At 68.1% G+C, this 22,213-nt stretch carries 20 protein-coding genes; 14 read left to right on the top strand and 6 right to left on the bottom strand.

Annotated elements, in window-relative coordinates:
- Positions 1–3 precede the first annotated feature (3 nt).
- Entirely contained in the window at positions 4–1,206 is a 1,203-nt protein-coding gene (locus A5645_RS14085; RefSeq protein WP_065129932.1) for a cytochrome P450, read from the bottom strand.
- A gap of 168 nt (positions 1,207–1,374) precedes the next feature.
- Here A5645_RS14085 and A5645_RS14080 point away from each other — a divergent pair, with 168 nt between their 5' ends.
- On the top strand, positions 1,375–2,850 hold the full coding sequence (locus A5645_RS14080; protein WP_065129957.1) for an aldehyde dehydrogenase family protein: 1,476 nt from the start codon (positions 1,375–1,377) through the stop codon (positions 2,848–2,850).
- Positions 2,851–2,853: 3 nt separating this feature from the next.
- On the opposite strand, the gene A5645_RS14075 is transcribed toward A5645_RS14080, so the two are convergent.
- The gene (locus A5645_RS14075) at positions 2,854–3,363 is read right to left on the bottom strand and encodes a DUF4232 domain-containing protein (protein WP_081288343.1); all 510 of its coding nucleotides are present in this window, start codon (positions 3,361–3,363) and stop codon (positions 2,854–2,856) included.
- Positions 3,364–3,496: 133 nt separating this feature from the next.
- On the opposite strand from A5645_RS14075, the gene A5645_RS14070 reads away from it, so the two are divergent.
- The 4 genes from A5645_RS14070 to A5645_RS14055 all read left to right on the top strand — a co-directional run bounded on the left by A5645_RS14070 (position 3,497) and on the right by A5645_RS14055 (position 8,057).
- Positions 3,497–4,405, top strand: a complete 909-nt coding sequence (locus A5645_RS14070; RefSeq protein WP_065036588.1) for an alpha/beta fold hydrolase — start codon at positions 3,497–3,499, stop codon at positions 4,403–4,405.
- A gap of 2 nt (positions 4,406–4,407) precedes the next feature.
- Complete coding sequence (locus A5645_RS14065; protein WP_065129931.1) at positions 4,408–5,199, top strand: esterase/lipase family protein; 792 nt, start codon at positions 4,408–4,410, stop codon at positions 5,197–5,199.
- 13 nt (positions 5,200–5,212) lie between these two features.
- Positions 5,213–6,622 (top strand): acyl-CoA synthetase, encoded by a 1,410-nt coding sequence (locus tag A5645_RS14060; RefSeq protein ID WP_065129930.1) that lies wholly within the window; start codon positions 5,213–5,215, stop codon positions 6,620–6,622.
- Positions 6,623–6,791: 169 nt separating this feature from the next.
- Positions 6,792–8,057: an MFS transporter gene (locus A5645_RS14055; RefSeq protein ID WP_065036590.1), complete on the top strand. Its 1,266-nt coding sequence runs from the start codon at positions 6,792–6,794 to the stop codon at positions 8,055–8,057.
- Here A5645_RS14055 and dapD read toward each other — a convergent pair.
- A complete protein-coding gene (gene dapD / locus A5645_RS14050; RefSeq protein ID WP_155768005.1) occupies positions 8,054–9,007 on the bottom strand; it encodes a 2,3,4,5-tetrahydropyridine-2,6-dicarboxylate N-succinyltransferase in 954 nt (317 codons plus the stop codon). The two genes, A5645_RS14055 and dapD, sit on opposite strands and share 4 nt — an antisense overlap.
- A gap of 93 nt (positions 9,008–9,100) precedes the next feature.
- Between dapD and dapE the strand changes: the two genes are divergently transcribed.
- A complete protein-coding gene (dapE, locus tag A5645_RS14045; RefSeq protein WP_065129928.1) occupies positions 9,101–10,165 on the top strand; it encodes a succinyl-diaminopimelate desuccinylase in 1,065 nt (354 codons plus the stop codon).
- Here the strand turns inward: dapE and A5645_RS14040 are convergent.
- Positions 10,162–12,285, bottom strand: a complete 2,124-nt coding sequence (locus A5645_RS14040) for an ATP-binding protein (RefSeq protein WP_065129927.1) — start codon at positions 12,283–12,285, stop codon at positions 10,162–10,164. The two genes, dapE and A5645_RS14040, sit on opposite strands and share 4 nt — an antisense overlap.
- Positions 12,286–12,356: 71 nt before the next feature.
- Here A5645_RS14040 and log point away from each other — a divergent pair, with 71 nt between their 5' ends.
- The 7 genes from log to A5645_RS14005 all read left to right on the top strand — a co-directional run bounded on the left by log (position 12,357) and on the right by A5645_RS14005 (position 17,931).
- A complete protein-coding gene (gene log, locus A5645_RS14035) occupies positions 12,357–12,950 on the top strand; it encodes a cytokinin riboside 5'-monophosphate phosphoribohydrolase (RefSeq protein WP_065036582.1) in 594 nt (197 codons plus the stop codon).
- Positions 12,943–14,721, top strand: coding sequence for a long-chain-acyl-CoA synthetase FadD6 (fadD6, locus tag A5645_RS14030; RefSeq protein WP_065129926.1), 1,779 nt, complete (start codon positions 12,943–12,945; stop codon positions 14,719–14,721). Before log ends, fadD6 begins: the two co-directional genes overlap by 8 nt.
- Before the next feature lie 107 nt (positions 14,722–14,828).
- A complete protein-coding gene (gene folP / locus A5645_RS14025; protein ID WP_155768007.1) occupies positions 14,829–15,653 on the top strand; it encodes a dihydropteroate synthase in 825 nt (274 codons plus the stop codon).
- A complete protein-coding gene (locus A5645_RS14020) occupies positions 15,650–16,603 on the top strand; it encodes a glucosyl-3-phosphoglycerate synthase (RefSeq protein ID WP_065129924.1) in 954 nt (317 codons plus the stop codon). The genes folP and A5645_RS14020 overlap by 4 nt, the downstream gene beginning before the upstream one ends.
- 36 nt (positions 16,604–16,639) lie before the next feature.
- Positions 16,640–17,008, top strand: coding sequence for a DivIVA domain-containing protein (locus A5645_RS14015; protein ID WP_065036578.1), 369 nt, complete (start codon positions 16,640–16,642; stop codon positions 17,006–17,008).
- The gene (locus A5645_RS14010) at positions 17,005–17,586 is read left to right on the top strand and encodes a DNA-3-methyladenine glycosylase I (protein ID WP_065129923.1); all 582 of its coding nucleotides are present in this window, start codon (positions 17,005–17,007) and stop codon (positions 17,584–17,586) included. Before A5645_RS14015 ends, A5645_RS14010 begins: the two co-directional genes overlap by 4 nt.
- A 177-nt stretch (positions 17,587–17,763) precedes the next feature.
- Positions 17,764–17,931, top strand: coding sequence for a DUF3117 domain-containing protein (locus A5645_RS14005; RefSeq protein WP_003406247.1), 168 nt, complete (start codon positions 17,764–17,766; stop codon positions 17,929–17,931).
- A 23-nt stretch (positions 17,932–17,954) separates the two neighbouring features.
- On the opposite strand, the gene glgA is transcribed toward A5645_RS14005, so the two are convergent.
- On the bottom strand, positions 17,955–19,118 hold the full coding sequence (glgA, locus tag A5645_RS14000; protein ID WP_065129922.1) for a glycogen synthase: 1,164 nt from the start codon (positions 19,116–19,118) through the stop codon (positions 17,955–17,957).
- A gap of 95 nt (positions 19,119–19,213) precedes the next feature.
- Between glgA and glgC the strand changes: the two genes are divergently transcribed.
- Positions 19,214–20,428, top strand: a complete 1,215-nt coding sequence (glgC, locus tag A5645_RS13995) for a glucose-1-phosphate adenylyltransferase (RefSeq protein WP_065036575.1) — start codon at positions 19,214–19,216, stop codon at positions 20,426–20,428.
- 87 nt (positions 20,429–20,515) lie between these two features.
- Here the strand turns inward: glgC and A5645_RS13990 are convergent, their stop codons facing one another.
- Positions 20,516–22,195: a CocE/NonD family hydrolase gene (locus A5645_RS13990; RefSeq protein ID WP_065129921.1), complete on the bottom strand. Its 1,680-nt coding sequence runs from the start codon at positions 22,193–22,195 to the stop codon at positions 20,516–20,518.
- Between the last annotated feature and the right edge of the window lie 18 nt (positions 22,196–22,213).

Here is a 22,213-nt window from a genome sequence, read left to right as displayed (position 1 = left end):
GACTCAGACCCCCAGCCGCACCGGCATGCGCTTCACCCCGGGCACCATGGTGGCCTTCATCCGGTCAACCTCGCCCACCAGCTCCAGCTTGGGGAACCGGCGCAGGAATTCGTCGAAGAACACGGTCGCCTCCAGCCGCGCCAATTGCGCTCCGATGCAGGAATGTTCACCGCAGCCGAAGGCGATGTGTGGGTTGGGATGGCGTCGCACGTCGAATTCCTCGCTGTTGGAGCCGAATACGTCCTCGTCGCGGTTGGCCGAGCCGTACAGCATGGTCACCACATCACCCGCCCGGATCAGCTGGCCCCGGATCTCGACATCGGCGGTCGCGACGCGCGACATGCTGACGACGGGGCTGTTCCACCGCAGCATCTCCTCCACCGCGCTGGGAATCAGCGTCGGGTCTTCCACCAGCAGACGGCACTGGTCGGGGTGGTTGATCAACGCCAGCGTGCCGAGCGCGATCAGGTTGCGGGTGGTTTCGTTGCCGGCCACCAACAACAGGAAGGAGAAGTTCAGCAGGTCCTCGTCGGTGAGGCGATGTTCATCGATCTCCGACTCGGCCAGCACCGACAACAAGTCGTCGCGCGGTTCCTGGCGCCGGGCCGCGATCAGCTTCTGGAAATACTCGAAGAGCTGGCCGATCGCCACGAACGAGTCCAGTTCGATCTCCGGGTCGGCGGTACCGGTGGCCGCGTCCGACCAGGCACGGAACTGTTCCCAGTCCTCCGCGGGCGCGCCGATCAGTTCGGCGATCATGCGGGTCGGCAGCGGGGCGGCGATCTCCTCGGCGAATTCGTGCACGGAGCCGGCCTCGACCCCATCGAGGATGCCGCGGACGATCTCGCGGATCTTCGGCTCCAGTACCGCAACCCGCCGCCGGGTGAAGCCCGAGTTGATCAATTTGCGCATCTGCCGGTGCCGTGGCGGATCGGTGAAGATCAGCGCACCCTCCTGCACCGGGTTGGGCATCTGGGGGTCGGGTATCGAGATGCCCTTGGTCGAGGTGAACAGCGCGGGGTTGCTGGACACGTAGCGGATGTCCTCGTACTTGAGCAACGCCCAGAAATGGGTGACGTCGTTCCAGTGCACCGGCGAGTTCGCCCGCAGCTCCCGGTAGGCCGGGTACGGGTCGCCGGCGTAGAAGTCAGGGGAATGCAGGGGAGTGTCGGTGTGCACGGCGAGCGGTCCTCCGATCCGACACATTAATAAAAAGTGTCCTGCGCATCGTGTCTACTCTGCGCCGGATGTCCGTGTCAACAAGGACACACTGCCGTTGATTTAGTCCGTATTTCAGCAGATAGACGATTGACGCCCGAGTCCCGCGGGTGTACACCAAGGGGATAGATGACCGACGTTGGGGTGAGGAAGCAGATGACTGCGCCACAAGCTACGGAACTCCCGGGACTGATCGACACCTACCAGCTCTACATCGACGGGAGGTGGGTCGAACCGGAAAACGGTCGCTACGAAGACATCTCGCCGGCCACCGAGCAGGTCATCGCCACCGCCCCGGACGCAAGCGCTGAACAGGTCGGTGCGGCGATCGGCGCCGCGCGCCGCGCCTTCGACGAAGGGCCGTGGGCGGACATGACCGCCGCTGACCGCGCCAATTGCCTGAGCCAACTCGGCGACGCGCTGCTCAAACACGCCGACGAATTCTTCGCGCTGTCGCAATTGGAGTGGGGCTGCATCGCCAACGAACGGATTATGCAGGTCGACGGCGCCGCGTTCATGTCCATGCACGCCGCTCAACTCGCCACCCAGCTGGCTGACGAGGAAATCACCGGCATCGGCGCCGGCACCACCTTGCTTCGCCACGCACCGCTCGGTGTCGTGTCGGTGCTGACGCCGTGGAATTTCCCGCACTGCCTGAACGTCATGAAGCTCAATCACGCGCTGGCGGCTGGGAATACCGTCGTACTCAAGCCGTCGCCGCTCACCCCGCTCGCCGGCCTGGCGCTGGCGCGGATCATCGACGAGCACACCGATTTCCCGCCGGGTGTGGTCAACGTCGTCACCCCATCGGGAGTCGACGCCGCCAGGCTGCTGACCACCGATCCCCGCATCGACATGGTCAGCTTCACCGGCAGCACGGTTGTCGGACGCCAGGTCATGTCGGCCGCGGGCGACACGCTCAAGCGCCTCTTGCTGGAGTTGGGCGGCAAGTCGGCGTGCATCATCCTGGACGACGCGCAGGTTACCGACGAGATGCTGCAACAGATGCTGTTCGACTGTTGCTCGCTGCACGCCGGGCAGGCCTGCATCCTGCACAGCCGACTGCTGCTGCCGGATTCGTTGCACGACGACGTGGTCGACCGGCTTGCCGCGCTGGCCCGGGCGGTCAAGGTCGGGGATCCGACCGATCCCGACGTGCAGATGGGCCCGCTGATCAGCGACGCGCAGCGCGGGCGGGTCGAGGCGCACGTCGCCGGGGCGCTCGACGACGGCGCTCGGCTGGTCACCGGCGGTGGCCGGCCGGCGGGCCTGGACGTCGGCTACTACTTCGAGCCGACAATCCTGGACGGGGTGCAGCCCGATTCCGTGATCGCACAGGAAGAAGTGTTCGGGCCGGTGCTGAGCGTGATCCGCTACCGCGACGACGACGACGCGGTCGCCGTCGCGAACAACTCACGCTATGGCCTGTCCGGCGCGGTGTACGGCGGGGACGTGGACCGGGCGGTGGGCGTCGCCCGCCGCATCCGTACCGGCCAGATCGCCGTAAACGGCGTCGGCCCCGGCGCCGCGCCGTTCGGCGGTTTCAAGCTGAGCGGCCTGGGCCGCGAAGGCGGCGGCATCGGCGGGTTGCATCAGTACATGGAGCCGATGGCGATCGGGGTGCCGCTCTGAGAGTCAAAGCCCGCTCCCGATCGGGTGCACCTGCAACGCGCAACCGTCGATAGTCACGGGCACATCCTGCGTATCGGTGTTGTCCGGCGGAGTTACGCGCAGCGAGGAGTAGCTGGGGCACGGACCGCCGGTCCCGTCGACGGCGACGCTTTCCACCACCGCGTACGCGGGGCTCGACTTGGCCAGGGTGATCGTCGGTGGCTCCCCGACGCTGGTGGGCAGGCCGCCTAGGTATCCGCGCAGGGTTCGCTGTGCCTGCAGTTGTGGACCCCCAATTCCCGAGTCGACTCCGGGGTAGCCGGTGACCGTGCATGGCGGTGCATAGGACGCCAACTCGAAGGTGAGCAGCACGGCTCGATGCGTCGCGGCGGCCTGCGTGCGGGAGGCTCCGACCACCACCTGTCCGGACTGGCAGGGTGGGGCGGAGTCGTCCGCGTGCCCGACGACAGGACAGCTGGCCGCAGCCGCGAACGTCGACGCGACGAGCAGCGCCGGGATCCGGAGCCTTTTCATGCGGCAAGCTCACCCGGTGGGGGTCGCTACCGATCCCAAGTACGCGGGGTCGCGGATTAGCACCGGAAGGTCGGCTCGGCACTGTTATGATATCGGATGCAACAATGTATCCGATGACGAAAGGTTGCCCGGCATGGCCGTCGCGATCGACCGACCCAAGCTCGAAGGAAACATCGCCGTAGGTGAAGGTCGGCAAATCGGTTTCGCGGAGTTCGGTGCGCCGCAGGGGCGCGCGGTCTTCTGGCTGCACGGCACCCCGGGGGCCCGCCGGCAGATCCCGACCGAGGCGCGGGTCTACGCCGAGCACCACAACGTCCGCCTGATCGGCGTCGATCGCCCGGGCATCGGCTCGTCGACCCCGTATCGGTACGAGACCCTCTCGGCATTCGCCGACGACCTGCGCGTCATCGCGGACACGCTGGGCATCGAGAAGATGGCGGTGGTCGGCCTGTCCGGCGGCGGCCCCTACACGCTGGCCTGCGCCGCCGGACTGCCTGAGCGCGTCGTGGCCGTCGGGGTGCTCGGCGGTGTCGCGCCGACGCAGGGGCCCGATGCGATCAGGGGCGGAGCCATGGACCTGGGTCTGCGCGTCGCGCCGTTGCTGAAATTCGGCGGCAGCCCGCTGCGCGTCGGCGCGAGCCTGCTGATCCAAGCGGTGCGGCCGATCGCCTCCCCGGCGCTCGACGTCTACGCGCTGCTGTCCCCGCAAGCCGACCGGCACCTGCTGAACAGGCCCGAGTTCAAGGCGATGTTCCTCGACGACCTGCTCAACGGCAGCCGCAAACAGCTGGCCGCGCCGTTCAACGACGTCATCCTGTTCGCCCGGGACTGGGGCTTCCGGCTCGAAGACGTGAAAGTGCCGGTGCGCTGGTGGCACGGCGACCACGACCACATCATCCCGTTCGCGCACGGGGAGCATGCGGTGTCGCGGCTGCCCAACGCCGAGTTGTTCCATCTGCCCGAGGAAAGCCACCTCGCCGGGCTCGGCCGTGGTGAGGAGATCCTGGCCACCCTGATGAAGATCTGGGACGAGGAGGCGTGACGATGGTGACAGCCGGGACAATCGATTCCGCGCCCCCGCTGGGGCTCTACCTCACCGACATTCCGCGTGCGGTGGTCGAGTACGGCCAGCTGCTCAGCGTGCTGCCGCTGCAGCACAAGCTGCCGGTAGGAGATCGGCACCCCGTGCTGGTGCTGCCGGGTCTACTCGCCGGCGACGGCACCACGTACACGCTGCGCCGGGTGTTGACCCGGCTCGGATATCGGGCCCACGGGTGGGGCCTGGGCGTCAATATCGGCCCGACTCCCAAGGTGGTGGCGGGCATCTACGACCTGCTCGACGAGCTGCACACCCGATACGACGCGCCCGTCAGCCTGATCGGCTGGAGCCTGGGCGGCATCTTTGCGCGCCGGTTGGCCCGCCGTAATCCGGCGGCGGTCCGCCAGGTGATCACCTTGGGCAGCCCGTACCGGATGCAGCACGCCGGCCAGTCGCGCGCCACCGCAAGCTTCAACCTGTTCGCGCGGCTGCACGCCGAGCGGCACGAGCTGCCGCTGGCGAGCGAGAACGAACCCCTACCGGTGCCGTCGAGCTCGATCTACTCGCGCTACGACGGCATGGTGGCCTGGCAGACCTGCATCGACGCGTCGTCCGAGCGCGCGGAGAACATCGCGGTGTTGAGCAGCCACATCGGCTATGGGCACCATCCGGCGACCATCTGGGCCATCGCGGACCGGCTGGCCCAGCCGGCCGGGACCTGGACGCCGTTCCGGCCGCCGGCGGCGCTGCGGCCGTTGTTTCCCAGGCCCGTCGCCAATCCGGTCCGCTCGGCGTAATACCCTCGCTGACGTGCTGCTGACCTCGCTCAACCCCGCGGTCGTCACCCAGACCGACATTCCCGACGCGGTCAGGATCGACGGCTTCACATTGAGCCGCAGCGACCTGGTTGGCGCGGCCACCTCGGTGGCCGAGCGGGTGGCCGGGGCACAGCGGGTCGCGGTGCTGGCAACGCCCACCGCATCGACCGTGCTGGCGATCACCGGATGCCTGATCGCCGGCGTCCCCGTGGTACCGGTACCCGCCGACGTCGGCGTCGCCGAGCGCCGCCACATGCTCACCGACTCGGGCGCCCAGGCCTGGCTCGGGCCGGAGCCCGACGACCCGGAAGGCCTGCCGCACATCCCGGTTCGGCTGCACGCCCGGTCCTGGCACCGCTATCCCGAACCGGCGCCGGATTCCCCGGCCATGGTCGTATACACCTCGGGCACAACGGGATTGCCCAAAGGTGTGCAGGTCAGCCGGCGGGCCATCGCCGCGGACCTCGACGCGTTGGCGGAAGCCTGGCAATGGACGCCCGACGACGTACTGGTGCACGGCCTGCCGCTGTACCACATTCATGGGCTGGTGCTCGGTCTGCTGGGGTCGCTGCGAGTGGGAAATCGCTTCGTGCACACGGGGAAACCGACGCCGGCCGGATACGCGGCCGCAAAGGGCACCCTGTACTTCGGCGTCCCGACGGTGTGGTCACGCGTGGTGGCCGACCGGGCCGCCGCCGAAGCGCTCAAACCGGCGCGACTGTTGGTCTCGGGCAGTGCGGCGCTGCCGGTGCCGGTGTTCGAGGGGCTGGAGCAACGGACCGGGCATCGGCCTATCGAGCGCTACGGTGCCTCGGAGTCGCTGATCACCGTGTCCACCCGCGCCGACGGTGAACGCCGCCCGGGCTGGGTCGGCCTGCCGTTGGCGGGCGTGCAGACCCGACTGGTCGACGACCACGGGGAGCTGGCTGCCCATGATGGGGAAACTGTTGGGCGCCTCCATGTTCGGGGCCCGACGCTGTTCGACGGCTATCTGAACCGGCCCGAGGCCACCGCCGAGGCATTCACCCCGGACGGCTGGTACCGCACCGGAGACGTCGCCGTCATCGACAGCGGCGGCATGCACCGCATCGTGGGACGCGAATCCGTCGATCTGATCAAATCAGGCGGATACCGCATCGGCGCAGGCGAGATCGAGACCGTGCTGCTCGGTCATCCGGACGTCGCCGAGGCGGCGGTGGTGGGGGTGCCCGACGACGATCTCGGCCAGCGGATCGTCGCGTACGTCGTCGGTTCGCCCGAGATCAAGCCCGAGGAACTCATCCAGTATGTCGCCGAACAACTTTCGGTGCACAAACGTCCACGCGAGGTGCGGATCGTGGACTCGCTGCCGCGCAACGCGTTGGGCAAGGTGCTCAAGAAGCAACTGCTGGCCGAAGGCTGAGACCCGAACCGGCCGTAGCGTATTCGTTACCGGACTCGCAGCATGTTGGCAGGTTCTCCAGCGGGCAAGACGGTGCGGTGTCACTTAACGTCTTCAGGGTGGATCGACGGGGGAACGCTGTCTGGGAGTCACCGTGGTGACGGTTGCGCCCGCTCCCAGCGGCACATCGATGAGACGTGTCGCGGTGGCCTGCTATGTCGGGTCGGCGATCGAGTACTACGACTTCCTGATCTACGGAACCGCCGCGGCGCTGGTCTTTCCGGTCGTGTTCTTCCCGCATCTGAGCGCGACGGTGGGCACCATCGCCTCGATGGGGACGTTCGCTGCGGCCTTTCTGTCCCGGCCGCTGGGCGCGGCGGTGTTCGGCTACTACGGGGACCGGCTGGGCCGTAAGAAGACCCTGATCGCCACCCTGCTGATCATGGCCTGCTCGACGGTGGCGGTGGGCCTGGTGCCCAGCACGGCCGCCATCGGCGTCGCCGCGCCGCTGATCCTGACCACCCTGCGACTGATGCAGGGATTCGCCGTCGGCGGCGAGTGGGCGGGGTCGGCATTGCTCAGCGCCGAGTACGCGCCCCCGGACAAGCGGGGCCGCTACGGCATGTTCACCCTGATCGGCGGCGGCAGCGCCACCGTGCTGGCCAGTCTGACCTTCCTCGCGGTGGACTACACCATCGGCGAGAACAGCCCGGCGTTCGTGCAATGGGGCTGGCGGGTTCCGTTCCTGATCAGCGCGGCGATGATCGTCATCGCCCTGTACGTGCGGCTCAACATCGAAGAGACCCCGGTGTTCGCGGCGGAGAAAGCCCGCAACCTGGTCCCCGACGCACCGGTGTCAGAGGTGCTGCGGCTGCAGCGCCACCAGGTCGCACTGGCCGCCGGTACCGTCCTGACGGCGTTCGGGATGGTGTATATGGCCAGCACTTTTCTGCCCAGCTATGCCCTGCACCACCTCGGCTATTCGCGCTGCCTGATCCTGTCCATCGGCGTGCTGGGCGGGTTCGCCAGCATGGCGTCCGTCGCGGTCTCGGCCATCCTGTCCGACCGGTACGGCCGGCGCCGCATCATGCTGATCGGGTTCGGGGCGTGCCTGCCGTGGTCGCTGGTGGTGGTGCCGCTGATCGGGACCGGTAGCCCGACCGGCTATGCGGTGGCGATCATCGGCATCTACGCCATCGTCGGGATCAGCTCGGGCCCCACCGCGTCCTTCATTCCGGAGTTGTTCGCCACCCGCTACCGCTACACCGCGTCAGCGCTGGCCGTGAACTTCGGGGGCATCGCCGGGGGCGCGATCCCGCCGCTGATCGCGGGGACGCTGCTGGCCGCCTACGGCAGCTGGTCGGTGGGGCTGCTGCTGGCCGGGCTGGTCGCGACCAGCCTGGTGTGCACGTATCTGCTGCCCGAGACCGGTGCCGCCGCGATCGGGGATGTCTAGTTGGCGTGCAGTTCTTCGTTGAGCGCGATGCCCTGACCGTCGCGGGAGACCACCTCGACCGTCCCCGACAGCGAGTTGCGCCGGAACAGCAGGTTGTTGCTGTTGGACAGCTCGCGCGCCTTGACCGAGGTGCCGTCGGGCAGCGTGACCTTGGTGCCGGCCGTGACATACAGGCCGGCCTCCACGACGCAGTCGTCGCCCAGGGAGATGCCCAGCCCGGCGTTGGCGCCCAGCAGGCAGCGCTTGCCGATCGAGATGACCTGCTCGCCGCCACCGGACAGCGTGCCCATGATGGACGCGCCGCCGCCGACGTCGGATCCGTCGCCGACCACCACGCCCGCCGAGATGCGGCCCTCCACCATGGAAGCGCCCAGGGTGCCGGCGTTGTAGTTGACGAAGCCCTCGTGCATCACGGTGGTGCCCGGCGCCAGATGCGCGCCCAGACGCACGCGGTCCGCGTCGGCGATGCGCACACCCGACGGCAGCACGTAGTCGACCATCCGCGGGAATTTGTCGATGCCGTACACCGTCACGGGACCGTGTCGACGCATCCGCGCGCGCACCGCCTCGAAGCCCTCGATGGCGCACGGGCCGCGGTTCGTCCAGACCACGTTGGTCAGCACCCCGAAGAAGCCGCCGGCGTTCAGCCCGTGTGGCGCCACCAGCCGGTGTGAGAGCAGGTGCAGTCGCAGGTAGGCGTCGTAGGCGTCGGTGGCTTGATCATCGAGGTCGCCGATGACGGTGCGTACCGCGATCGTCTCGGTCTGCCTATCGTCGTCGCGGCCGACCAGGGCACCGAGCACGGCGGGCAGGTCCGACAACGCCACCCGCGTGGTAGCGCTGGTGTCAGATTCGGTCAGTTCTGGCTCGGGGAACCAGGCGTCCAGGACAGATCCGTCGGAGGCGAGGGTCGCCAGGCCAATACCTGCAGCTCCAGTCACGGCGGTCAGGTTACTGTCCCCGGGCGAGCAGACACAAAAGCGCCCGGTTTTCGAATAGAACAGGTGCCTTTGCGTCTGCTCGCGGTGGTTAGGCTTGACCTCGTGCTGGACCTATCCGGAGATCCCGTCGCGCTGACCGCGGCGTTGGTGGACATCCCCAGCGAGTCACGCGCCGAAGGGCGCATCGCCGACGAGGTGGAGGCGGCGCTGCGGGCACAGACGACGGGCTTCGAAATCGTCCGCAACGGCAACGCCGTGCTGGCGCGTACGGCGCTGGGCCTGCCGTCGCGGGTGCTGCTCGCCGGGCACCTGGACACCGTCCCGGTGGCCGATAATCTGCCCAGCCGGATCGAGGGCGACCTGCTGTACGGCTGCGGCGCCGCGGATATGAAATCCGGCGACGCGGTCTTCTTGCACCTGGCCGCCACGGTGCGCGCACCGGTACACGACCTGACGCTGGTGTTCTACGACTGCGAGGAAATCGATTCGGCCGCAAATGGTTTGGGGCGCCTGGAACGTGAACTGCCGGAGTGGCTGGGCGCCGACGTGGCGATCCTGGGCGAGCCCACCGCCGGGTTCATCGAGGCGGGCTGCCAGGGCACGCTGCGCGTCGTCGTCAGCGCCAGCGGCACTCGCGCGCATTCGGCTCGATCTTGGTTGGGCGACAACGCCATTCACAAACTCCGCGCCGTGCTGGACCGGCTGTCCTCGTACACCGCGCGCAGCGTGGACATCGACGGCTGCGTTTATCGCGAGGGCTTGTCGGCCGTCCGCGTGGACGGCGGAGTGGCGGGGAACGTCATTCCCGACGCCGCCTCGGTGACGATCAACTTCCGCTTCGCCCCGGACCGGTCGCCGGAGGCCGCGTTGCGGCATGTCCACGAGGTGCTCGACGGACTCGACGTGCGGATCGAGTTGACCGATTCGGCCGCCGGTGCGCTGCCCGGGCTCACAGCGCCGCCCGCGAAGGCGCTGGTCGAGGCCGCCGACGGCCAGGTGCGCGCGAAGTACGGCTGGACGGATGTGTCTCGCTTTGCCGCGCTTGGTATTCCGGCGCTCAACTACGGCCCCGGTGACCCCAACCTGGCGCACAAGCGTGACGAGCGGGTGCCGGTGGCCAACATCACCACCGCGGTGGAGATGTTGCGCGCCTACCTGAGCGGCTAGCCGAAGCGCTCGGCCTGCGCGGCAGCGTCGGCTGCCGCCGCGCCCATCCCGATCGCGCCCAACTCCTCGGCAACGGCGGTCAGGGCGGCCGCATCGCGGCCGGTCAGGGCGCGGGCATGGCGGATCACCAGATGGCCGAGCTTGCAATCGATTTCGTCAGCCAGCCGGGTCAGCGGATCGACAGCGCGCAGATCACCGAGCCGGACGGCGTCGTAGTAGGCCAGTAGCGCCAGGGTCGACTGCTTGGCGCGTTCAGCGGTTCTGGCGGCTTCGCGTGCGGCGCTGATCGCGCCGGTGTTGTCCCGTGCCGCCGCCCTGGTCCAGGCGCGGGCCACGCCGAGCTCGGGTGCGAACAGCGCCGATTTAGTACCGTGCCGGGTTTCGGCTCGGCGCAGTGCTTTTGCCGAGCCGGGGATGTCGCCCTGCCGCGCGACGGCCGTCGTCAACAACATCAAGGAGTACGGTCCCCAGGAGTAGCCGCTGCGTTCGAGCTCTGCTGCGGCCGGCTCCAACAACGCTGCGGCAGCCGCGAATTCACCCTTGACCAGCAGTACATAAGCCAGCAACGCCTCGCCGATGGACCGCCCCGGCTGCTGCAGCTCGGCGAAGTCGGTGAACTGTTGAGCCAGCGTCTGGGCTTGTCCGACTTCACCGGCCATCAGCAGCGCGATGATCTGGCTCAAGCCGACGGTGAACCGTAACAGTCCCGGATGCTCTGCAGCCGCGGCAGTTTCGGCGAACCGCTGAACATCGCCCAGCCGGCCCATCCGCGCCGAAGACAACGCGGCGGCACTGGCCGCCCACGCCACCGCCATGTCACTGTCGGCCGGACCGTCCAGCACTGAGGTCGCCAACGTGATGGCGCGCTGCACGTTCCCGGAGTTCATCGCGAACGTGGCGGTCAGCCCGTCCAGCACCGCGCGGGCCGCGGGCTGGGTGACCCGATTGCGGGTGGTTTGCAGGAAGGCGGTGGCCCGTTCGGGCTCGCCGAGCATCCAGAACTGGTTGGCCGCCGTAGGTACCGCCCACGTCATCAGCTCGGGCTCCGACAGGCCAGCCGGATCCACCGCCGACAGCACCGCGCCCGCCTCGCGGCCGCGTCCCTGCCAGGCCAGCGCCTGGCCGAGGACCAGCCGGGCCTGAAGGCCGCCCGACCGATCCACCGCCGCCCGCGCCAGCCGTTCGGCCAGCCGCAAGTCACCCAGTCGCAACGCCTGCTGCGCTGCCTCGGTGACTTCGGTGATCGGTTGAAGCGCATCGCATTCCAGCGCCAGCGAGGCCAGCCGCAGCCGGTCGCTCAATCGCTCGCACGGGTGCTGGGAGAGCAGGTTGACCAGATCGGTACGGCGTTGCCGCGCGCCGTCCTTACCCAGGGCCGTCCTCGCGCGTTCGCCGAACAGCGGGTGCGCGGTGTAGACCACCGGGTCGGTGGCGCTGCCGCCCCGTACCCGGGTCTCGGCGGCGCCGAGGTCCTCGGCCTGGCCGACGGCGCCCTCCCCGGCCAGCACGGTCAGATCGGCCAGCGTCAGAGGTTCCAGGATGGCCAGGTAGTCCAACACCGCCCGGGCCGGTGGTGGCAAGTGGGCCAGGAATTCGTCGACGTCGGCAGCGGTGCGTGCCGCGTCCGGCGGCTCGACGTCGATCCGCTCCAACAGTCCGTCGGTCCACAACGCCGCGATCGCGGCGGGGGCGGCGTCGGCGCGGGCGGTGACGACCATCCGGGCGGTGCGGGTCAGGGCCAGCTGGTACACCAGGGTGGCCGACAGGATGTCTAGGTCGTGCGCCTCGTCGACGACGAGCAGCAGATCGCCTTGCTCGGCGGTCCTCATCAGTGAGGTACGCGCGGCCCGCAATAACGCCGCCGGCTTACCGATCTCGGCGATGTCGACGAGATGGCCGAAGGCGCCGAACGGCACCACCCGCTCGGCGGGAGTGCCGATGACCCAACGGGTCAGCGTGCCGGGATGCCGTTCGCAGAATCGTTCGGCGGCCAACCGGGCCAGGGTGGACTTGCCGACGCCGTCGGGCCCCAGGACGACACCGCCGCCCGCGTCCCCCAGCGCTGCGTCCAGCCGTTCCAGCGCGGCCGCGTGCTGTGGGACGTTCCAACGAATCGGCACCGTTGTGAGTTTATGGTGACCTTCACCCCGGCCGTGCGCAGGGCTTGCGCGGTTGGTCTACGTTTCGGTGTATGCCCGCAGAGACCAACGGTCAGTGGACGGTGGCGGTGTATTGCGCCGCTTCGCCAACGCATCCGGAGTTACTCGAGCTCGCCGCGTCGCTCGGGGCGAGCATCGCCTCGCGCGGCTGGAAGCTGGTGTGGGGCGGCGGGCATGTCTCGGCAATGGGCGCGGTGGCCTCGGCGGCGCGGGCGGCCGGGGGCTGGACCGTCGGGGTGATACCCACGATGTTGCAGAACCGCGAACTGGCCGACCGGGATGCCGACGAACTGATCGTCACCGACACGATGAGCGAGCGTAAGCGCGTGATGGAGGAGCGCGCGGACGCTTTCATCGCATTGCCGGGCGGTGTCGGCACCCTCGACGAGTTGTTGAGTGCCTGGACCCAGGGCTATCTCGACGTGCACGACAAGCCGATCGTGCTGCTGGATCCCTGGGGGCATTACGACGGGTTTCTGGCCTGGGTATACGGATTGATCGACAGCGGCTACATCTCCCAGGCGGCGGTCGATCGGATTGTTGTGGTGGATAAGGTCGGCGAGGCGCTGCAGGCGTGCGCGCCCGGCCTGACAAGGCTGCAGAGAATCGAGGAATCAGGTGTCTGATCACGAGGGCGGCGCGCGCACCCAAGTCAAGCTCACCCACATCGCCGCGCAAGTGCCCGGCCTCATCGCCGACGCGCCGTCGATCCTTCGGGGCGTGACCGGACTGCTGGCCCGGCCGGGGTCCAAGGTGTCGATCGCGTCGGTATTCCAGGACCGGGCCGCGCGCTACGCCGACCGGATCTTTCTGAAGTTCGGCGACCAACAGCTCACCTACCGAGACGCCAACGCAACCGCCAATCGATACGCCGCCGTGCTGGCCGCGCGCGGCGTCGGCCCAGGCGATGTCGTCGGCGTGATGCTGCGCAACTCACCCAATGCGGTGCTGACCATGCTGGCCGTTGTCAAGTGCGGCGCGATCGCCGGGATGCTCAACTACCACCAGCGCGGTGACGTCCTCAAGCACAGCCTGGGACTGCTGGACGCCAAGGTGCTGATCGCCGAATCCGACCTGGTCAGCGCGGTCAGCGAATCCGGCGGGTCGGCGGGCGAGGTGCTGACCGTCGAAGACCTGGAGCGATTCGCCACCACGGCGCCGGCGACCAACCCGTCGTCGGCCTCGGCGGTGCGTGCCAAGGACACCGCCTTCTACATCTTCACCTCGGGCACCACCGGATATCCCAAGGCCAGCGTGATGACGCACTACCGGTGGCTCAAGGCCCTCGGCGCGTTCGGCGGGATCGGACTGCGGCTGAAATCCTCCGACACGCTGTACAGCTGCCTGCCGCTCTACCACAACAACGCGCTGACGGTCGCCGTGTCGTCGGTGATCAACTCCGGCGCGACTTTGGCGCTGGGCAAGTCGTTCTCGGCGTCGCGGTTCTGGGACGAGGTGATCGCCGCCGACGCGACGGCGTTCATCTACATCGGCGAGGTCTGCCGGTACCTGCTCAACCAGCCGCCCAAGCCGACCGACCGCAAGCACAAGGTCCGCGTCATCGCCGGCAACGGGCTGCGGCCGGACATCTGGGAGGAATTCACCAAACGGTTCGGCATCGCCCGGGTCTGTGAGTTCTACGCCGCCAGCGAGGGCACCACGGCGTTCATCAACATTTTCAATGTGCCTCGCAGCACTGGAATTTCGCCGATGCCGCTGGCCTACGTCGAGTACGACCCGGACTCCGGCGAGCCGGTGCGCGACGAGAACGGGCGGGTCCGGCGGGTGCCCGCCGGCGAGCCGGGTCTGTTGCTCAGCCCGGTCAACCGCCTGCAACCGTTCGACGGCTACACCGACAAGTCAGCGACCGAAAAGAAACTGGTGCGCAATGCCTTCAAGGAAGGCGACACCTGGTTCAACACAGGTGACGTGATGAGCCCGCAGGGCATGTTCCACGCCGCGTTCGTCGACCGGCTCGGCGACACCTTCCGCTGGAAGGGCGAGAACGTGGCCACTACCCAGGTGGAAGCCGCGGTGGCCACGGATCCCAATGTCGAGGAGTGCACGGTGTTCGGCGTCGAGGTGCCCAATACCGGCGGACGCGCCGGCATGGCCGCGATCAAGCTGCGCGAGGGCAAGGAGTTCGACGGCCAGTCCCTGGCGCGGGCCGTCTATGACGAGCTGCCCTCCTACGCGCTGCCGCTGTTCGTGCGGCTGGTGGAGTCGCTCGAGCACACGACGACGTTCAAGAGCCGCAAGGTGGAGCTGCGCAAGCAGGCGTACGGCTCGGACGTCAAAGACCCGCTGTACGTGCTGGCCGGGCGCAAGGAGGGGTATGTGCCGTTCTACGACGAGTACCCCGAAGAAGTTTCCTCTGGTAAGCGACCGCAGGGCTGACTAACCGCGGGCACCACGATTTCGAGGGCCCGCGCACATCCAGGCACTATGGAACCGTGCAGGCAACTCTGTGCGGTCGCCCAGTCGCGAGCGATCGCGCGCTGATCATGGCGATCGTCAACCGCACCCCGGACTCGTTCTTCGACCGGGGTGCGACGTTCGCCGACGGGGCCGCCCGCGAGGCGGTCCACCGGGCCGTCGCCGAAGGCGCCGACGTGATCGACATCGGTGGAGTCAAGGCCGGCCCCGGCGAGCACGTCGACACCGATACCGAGGTCGCACGCCTGGTGCCGTTCGTCGAATGGCTGCGCGACGCCTACCCCCAGCAACTGATCAGCGTCGACACCTGGCGCTCCGAGGTGGCCAAACTGGCCTGCGCGGCGGGCGCCGACATCATCAACGACACCTGGGGAGGGGTCGACCCCCGACTGCAGGAAGTGGCGGCCGAGTTCGGCGCGGGCCTGGTGTGCGCGCACACCGGCGGAGCGTTACCGCGTACGCGGCCGTTCCGGGTGAGTTACGGTACGACTACCCGCGGGGTGGTGGACGACGTGATTCGCCAGGTCACAACCGCTGCCGAGCGGGCCGTCGCGGTCGGAGTTGCCCGCGATCGGGTGTTGATCGATCCGGCCCACGATTTCGGGAAGAACAGCTTCCACGGGCTGCTGCTGTTGCGGCACGTGGACGATCTTGTTAAGACCGGGTGGCCTTTGCTCATGGCTTTGAGCAACAAGGACTTCGTCGGGGAGACTCTTGGCGTGGACGTGACCGAACGGCTCGAGGGAACGCTGGCAGCGACCGCGCTGGCGGCTGCCGCCGGCGCGCGCATGTTTCGGGTGCATCAGGTGGCGGCGACCCGCCGGGTGCTGGAGATGGTGGCCTCGATCCAGGGGATGCGTCCGCCGAAGCGCACGGTGAGGGGGCTCGCATGACGGCATCGGAACTGTTCACCGGTGATGTGATCAATGGCTCCTGGCTGGCCGAACGCAGCTGGAATCGGCCGCGCTGGACGATCAGTGAACTGGTCGCGGCCAAGGCCGGCCGCACGATCTCGGTGGTGTTGCCCGCGCTCAACGAGGAAGAGACCGTCGCTTCCGTCATCGACAGCGTCTCACCCCTGGTGGACGGGTTGGTTGACGAGTTGATCGTGCTGGATTCGGGCTCCACCGACGACACCGAGATCCGCGCGATCGCGGCCGGCGCACGCGTCGTCAGCCGCGAGCAGGCCGTGCCCGAGGTCCCGACCCGGCCGGGCAAGGGCGAGGCGCTGTGGCGCTCCCTGGCGGCCACCAGCGGCGACATTGTGGTGTTCATCGACTCCGACCTGATCAACCCGCACCCGATGTTCGTGCCGTACCTGGTCGGCCCGCTGCTCACCGGCGAGGGCATTCACCTGGTCAAGGGCTTCTACCGGCGCCCGCTGAACGTCGCCGACGCGAGCGGCGGCGCCGGCGCGACCGGGGGTGGCCGGGTGACCGAGTTGGTGGCGCGGCCCCTGCTGGCGGCGCTGCGACCGGAGCTGGGCTGCGTGCTGCAGCCCTTGGGCGGGGAGTACGCCGCCACCCGCGAGCTGCTCACGTCCCTGCCGTTCGCGCCCGGTTACGGCGTCGAGATCGGCCTGCTGGTGGACACCTTCGACCGGTTGGGCCTGGACGCGATCGCTCAGGTCAACCTGGGTGTGCGAGCCCACCGCAACCGGCCGCTGGAGGAACTGGGCGCCATGAGCCGGCAGGTGATCGCCACCTTGCTGTCGCGGTGCGGCATTCCGGACTCAGGTGTCGGGCTCACCCAGTTCTTCCCGGTCCCGGACGGCTACACCCAGCACACCTTGCCGGTGTCGTTGGCCGACCGGCCGCCGATGAGCGTGCTTCGGCCTGCTTGAGTACCCGTGTCAGTGCCGTAGGGCAAGATCGTCCCCGTGGCGTTGGTGTTGCTTTACCTGGTGGTTCTGATCTTGGTCGCGACCGTGCTGTTCGGTGCGGCGAGTTTGCTGTTCGGTCGCGGCGAGCAGCTGCCGCCCCTGCCGCGGGCCACGACGGCCACGGTGCTGCCCGCGTTCGGCATCACCGGCGCAGACGTCGAGGCCGTGAAGTTCACCCAGGTCTTCCGGGGCTACAACACCACCGAGGTCGACTGGGTGCTGGCCCGCCTCGGCGCTGAGCTGGAGCGGCTGCGGGAGGAACTGGCGGCGACACACCAAAACGGGCCTGACCTCCACCTCGACAGCGACGACGCGCCGGTGCCCGACGAGGAGAGCGTCGTGCAAGAGCGGTCCGGCCCCACATGAGCGACGACGGCCTGGTGCGCTGCGGCTGGGCGGTGGTCCGCCCGGGTCCCGACGCGGACCTGTACCGCACCTATCACGACACCGAATGGGGCCAACCGCTGCGCGATGGGGTCGCGCTGTTCGAGCGGATGAGTCTGGAGGCGTTCCAGAGCGGCCTGTCGTGGCTGATCATCCTGCGAAAACGAGAGAATTTCCGGCAGGCTTTCCACCACTTCGACATCGAGACGGTCGCCGGCTTCACCGACGCCGACGTGCAACGACTGCTGGCCGATCCCGGCATCGTGCGCAACCGGGCCAAGATCGAGGCGACGATCGCCAACGCACGCGCGGCCGCGGAGCTCGGATCGCCGCAAGACCTGTCCGACCTGCTGTGGTCCTTTGCGCCGGCACCGCGGCCCAGGTTCGCTGACCTGTCCGAAATCCCCTCGGCGAGTGCCGAATCGAAAGCCATGGCACGTGAGCTCAAACGGCGCGGCTTCCGGTTCGTGGGGCCGACCACCGCCTACGCGTTGATGCAGGCCACCGGCATGGTCGACGACCACATCAGCGGCTGCTGGGTGCAGCCGGCCGTTCGTTGACTGGCCCGAATCGCCCCAGAAGCGGGTCTTTGTGCACGTGCCAACCCGGATAGGGAACAATAGAGGCGTGATTTGGCAGTTCAATGTCGGGTATGGCTGGGAATCCGCTGGCGGGGCATGCTCGGCGCCGACCAGGTCCGCAGGCGCGGGCCAGCTCGAATCTGGAGGGAGCACTCGATGGCGGCGATGAAGCCCCGGACTGGCGACGGTCCACTAGAAGCAACCAAGGAGGGGCGCGGCATCGTAATGCGGGTACCACTCGAAGGTGGTGGGCGCCTCGTCGTCGAGCTGACGCCCGACGAAGCCGCCGCGCTGGGCGACGAGCTCAAGGGCGTCACCAGCTAGCCCCACCCGGCCATCGGAGCGCGCTACATGCGCACCTTCCGGTAGATGTCCAGCGTCTGCTCGGCGATGTGCGTCCAGGAGAACTCCTCGATACAACGCTGACGTCCGGCGTGGCCGTATTGCTGTGCCCGTGCGGGATCGGCCACCAAGGCGTTGACCGCCTCCGCCAGCCTGGCCTCGTAGGCGTCGGGGAAGTCCGCGTCGTAGTGCACCAGTGAGCCGGTGACGCCGTCAGCGACCACCTCGGGGATGCCACCGACGTCGGAGGCCACCACCGCAGTCGCGCAGGCCATCGCCTCCAGGTTGACGATGCCCAGCGGTTCGTACACCGACGGACATACGAATACCGTTGCGGCCGAGAGTATTTCGCGCAACTTGCCGATTGGCAGCATGTCGCGCACCCAGAACACGCCGGTGCGGGTGCGGGCCAGTCCCGCCACCGCGGAGCGCACCTCCTCGGCGATTTCAGGGGTGTCAGGCGCACCCGCGCACAACACCAGCTGGATGTCCGGGCTGAAGTGGTGCGCGGCCGCCACCAGGTGGGAGACCCCCTTCTGTCGGGTGATTCGCCCGACGAAGGCGACCACCGGCCGGCGCGGGTCGACCCCGAGCTCGGCCAGCACCGATCCGGTGCGAACCGGGCCGGCGGGATGCCAGACTTCGGTGTCGATGCCGTTGCGGATCACGTGCACCACATTGGGATCCAGCGTCGGATAGACGCGCAGGATGTCGTCGCGCATGCCGGAGCTGACGGCGATGACCGCATCGGCGGCCAGCACCGCGGTGTTCTCCACCCACGAGGACACCTGATAGCCGCCACCGAGTTGCTCCGCCTTCCACGGCCGCATCGGCTCCAGTGAGTGTGCGGTCAGCACATGCGGGATGCCGAAGAGCAACTTGGCCAGATGCCCGGCCAGGCCGGTGTACCAGGTGTGGGAATGCACGACGGTCGCCGCGCTCGCGGCATTGGCCATCACCAGATCCGCCGACAGCGTCGACAACGCCGCGTTGGCGTTGCGCAGCCGCGGGTCGGGCTGGTGCGCGACGGCACCTGAGCGGTCGGCACCCATGCAATGCACGTCGACCGCACACAGCTTGCGTAGTTGGGCTACCAGTTCGGTGACGTGTACACCGGCCCCGCCGTAGACCTCCGGAGGGTATTCCCGAGTCATCATCGCCACCCGCATACCCGCACGTTAGTTTGCGAGCAGTAGAGCCCGCATCGCGGGTGATCAGGGGCTGCGGGTGGCAGCTGTTTGCGGCTGCCGATAGGTTTGACCTCATGAGGGAAGCGCCACACGTGCTGGGCATTGTCCTGGCCGGTGGTGAGGGCAAGCGCCTCTATCCGTTGACGGCCGACCGGGCCAAGCCCGCGGTTCCCTTCGGCGGCGCATACCGGTTGATCGACTTCGTGCTGTCCAACCTCGTCAACGCCCGCTATCTGCGGATTTGTGTTCTCACCCAGTACAAGTCGCACTCGTTGGACCGTCACATCTCCCAGAACTGGCGGTTGTCGGGCCTAGCCGGTGAGTACATCACCCCGGTGCCCGCCCAACAACGGCTCGGCCCCCGCTGGTACACCGGTTCCGCGGACGCCATCTACCAGTCACTCAACCTGATCTACGACGAAGACCCCGACTACATAGTCGTTTTCGGTGCCGACCACGTCTACCGGATGGATCCCGAGCAGATGGTGCGGTTCCACATCGACAGTGGCGCCGGCGCAACGGTAGCGGGCATCCGGGTGCCGCGGGCCGACGCGACCGCGTTCGGCTGCATCGACGCCGACGAATCGGGCCGGATCCGCAATTTCGTCGAGAAGCCGCTCGACCCGCCCGGGACTCCCGATGACCCGGCCGCCACCTTCGTGTCGATGGGCAACTACATCTTCACCACCAAGGTTCTGATCGACGCGATTCGTGCCGACGCTGACGACGACCACTCCGACCACGACATGGGTGGGGACATCATTCCTCGGCTGGTCGCCGATGGGATGGCCGCCGTCTATGACTTCAGCGACAACGAGGTGCCAGGCGCCACCGACCGCGACCGGGCCTACTGGCGCGACGTCGGTACCCTCGATGCGTTCTATGACGCCCACATGGACCTGGTGTCGGTGCACCCGGTGTTCAACCTGTACAACAAGCGCTGGCCGATCCGCGGGGAGTCCGAGAACCTGGCGCCGGCGAAGTTCGTCAACGGCGGTTCCGCCCAGGAGTCCGTGGTGGGCGCCGGCAGCATCATTTCGGCGGCCTCGGTGCGCAACTCGGTGCTGTCGTCCAACGTTGTGGTCGACGACGGCGCGATCGTGGAGGGCAGCGTGATCATGCCTGGGGCGCGGGTCGGCCGCGGCGCCGTGGTGCGGCACGCGATCCTGGACAAGAACGTCGTCGTCGGCCCGGGGGAGATGGTGGGCGTCGACCTCGAGCGAGACCGGGAGCGCTTCGCGATCAGCAGCGGCGGCGTCGTCGCCGTTGGCAAGGGCGTCTGGATCTAGCCTCCGTGAGGTGGTCACCTCCCACCGCGAGCAGACGCAAAAGCACCCGATCTGGGCACCAAAAGGGTGCTTTTGCGTCTGCTCGCGCTATATCTGGGGGACCAGCAGGTGCGAGTTGTAGCGCCGTCCCCAGCGCAGGGTGACCAGACCGCGCGGCGGGTCGGGGTAGGCCGCAGGATATTGACCGATCAACGGGTTGCGCGGCCAGAGCCAGCGGCCGGCAACCACCAGGCGCAGTTGTTCGCCGGCGCGAAACAGCGTCGCCGACGGGCCCAGCGCCACGTCGACCGCGACCACCTCGCCCGGCTTCACGGGCTGGATGCGATTCAGCGCCGGCACCGGATCCCAGGGCTTGGATAGCTCAGCATCCAACTCGCGCAGCAGGACTCGCTGCCACCCGGTGGTCACCCGGTCGCGGCCATAACCGTAGGACCCTTCGAACTCGACGTACCGCCCGTTGCGCCACTTCTCCACGCCGACAAATAGATTCGCGTCCTCGCAACCATCCAGCTGCACCCACAATCGCGCCGCCATCGGACCCGTCAGCTCGATATCCTCAGGCACCGTCCAGTTGAAAGCCGCAGCGCGAGAATGACTATCGAAAGTGATGCTGCCCGCAGCCGAGGGCGGATCGGTGGCCAGCCGACCGGCCCCGGCCAGGTGCAGGGGCCGCCAGTGGGTGCGGGAAAGGGGCCACTCGTTCTCCTCGCGCACCGCGACGACGGTGTCGCGGTCTTCGCGCACTTCCAGCCGGACGCTGCGGCCCGCGGGCGCGCCGTCCAGCACGGCACGAAAGAAGCGCAGCTGCTCGTCCCGCGCTTCGTCCGAGTAGAAAGTGGCCCACTTGCCGCCCCGGTGGGTGTAGAGCCGGGCATGGCTTGAGCCGCTGTTTGTGAACGCCCGGATCGAGCCGCGGCTGTGCAGGTTGTTGTCCGAGAAGCTGCCACAGACCAGCATCGGCACCTCGATTGCCGACAGATCAGGTGCGACGGAGCGCCAGAAGTCGTCGCGCAGCGGGTGTTCGGTCTGCATCTGCTCGAGGTCGTATTGCTGACGGGTGCGACGCCGCACGCCGCGTGACCACATCCCGGTGAACCCGGATTCGCGCACGCCGCCAGGAAACGTCAGGTCGCGGTAGGCGTCGGTGAAGCCTTCCCACGGGCAGATCGCCCGCAGCGCCGGCGGCTGCAACGCCGCGACGGCGTACTGGCTGATGGCCAGATACGAGACCCCGAGCATGAGCACCCGACCGTCGCTCCACGGGTGTTCGGCCAACCACTGCACCAAGTCGTAGGTGTCCTCGGCTTCCTGCCGGGACAGCAGATTCCCGGTTCCGTCCGAGCGTCCACAGCCGCGGGAGTCGGCATTTACCACGACGAAGCCACGAGCCGTCCACCAGGCCGGATCGGGCGCCTCCCAGCTGGTGAGCGCAGAGAAGCGCACGGACGCGGGCTGACGCAACGCCCGGTACTGCGCAGAGAACGCCCATTTCTTGCGACGGCGCTTCGGCAGCTCGTCTTTGCCATAGGGATGGACACTGAGGATCACCGGCAGCGCGATGTGGTCGTGCGGCCGGAACACATTGATACGCAACACCGTTCCGTCGCGCGTCGGCACCTCGACGTCTCTCTCGACGGTCAGGTAGGTCGGGGGATCGGTGACGGTAACGGGTGGTTTGGCGATTCCGCGGATCCGCTCCCGCGCATAGCGCAGGGCGCCGGGTCTATGCCACGGCCGGTCCAGGGCAGGTGACGGGTCTCGCGCCACGCCGTTACCTTAGAACGT

The sequence above is a fragment of the Mycobacterium asiaticum genome (assembly GCF_001673635.1).
Classification (GTDB): domain Bacteria; phylum Actinomycetota; class Actinomycetes; order Mycobacteriales; family Mycobacteriaceae; genus Mycobacterium; species Mycobacterium asiaticum_C.
This window is presented reverse-complemented; position numbering and strand designations above follow the sequence as displayed.

Excerpts from the sequence above, each read along its gene's own strand:
- A5645_RS14085 (WP_065129932.1), bottom strand. The coding sequence starts at position 1,206 with ATGTGTCGGATCGGAGGACCGCTCGCCGTGCACACCGACACTCCCCTG.
- A5645_RS14080 (WP_065129957.1), top strand. The coding sequence starts at position 1,375 with ATGACTGCGCCACAAGCTACGGAACTCCCGGGACTGATCGACACCTAC.
- A5645_RS14075 (WP_081288343.1), bottom strand. The coding sequence starts at position 3,363 with ATGAAAAGGCTCCGGATCCCGGCGCTGCTCGTCGCGTCGACGTTCGCG.
- A5645_RS14070 (WP_065036588.1), top strand. The coding sequence starts at position 3,497 with ATGGCCGTCGCGATCGACCGACCCAAGCTCGAAGGAAACATCGCCGTA.
- A5645_RS14065 (WP_065129931.1), top strand. The coding sequence starts at position 4,408 with ATGGTGACAGCCGGGACAATCGATTCCGCGCCCCCGCTGGGGCTCTAC.
- A5645_RS14055 (WP_065036590.1), top strand. The coding sequence starts at position 6,792 with ATGAGACGTGTCGCGGTGGCCTGCTATGTCGGGTCGGCGATCGAGTAC.
- log (WP_065036582.1), top strand. The coding sequence starts at position 12,357 with ATGCCCGCAGAGACCAACGGTCAGTGGACGGTGGCGGTGTATTGCGCC.
- folP (WP_155768007.1), top strand. The coding sequence starts at position 14,829 with ATGGCGATCGTCAACCGCACCCCGGACTCGTTCTTCGACCGGGGTGCG.
- A5645_RS14020 (WP_065129924.1), top strand. The coding sequence starts at position 15,650 with ATGACGGCATCGGAACTGTTCACCGGTGATGTGATCAATGGCTCCTGG.
- A5645_RS14010 (WP_065129923.1), top strand. The coding sequence starts at position 17,005 with ATGAGCGACGACGGCCTGGTGCGCTGCGGCTGGGCGGTGGTCCGCCCG.
- A5645_RS14005 (WP_003406247.1), top strand. The coding sequence starts at position 17,764 with ATGGCGGCGATGAAGCCCCGGACTGGCGACGGTCCACTAGAAGCAACC.
- glgA (WP_065129922.1), bottom strand. The coding sequence starts at position 19,118 with ATGCGGGTGGCGATGATGACTCGGGAATACCCTCCGGAGGTCTACGGC.
- glgC (WP_065036575.1), top strand. The coding sequence starts at position 19,214 with ATGAGGGAAGCGCCACACGTGCTGGGCATTGTCCTGGCCGGTGGTGAG.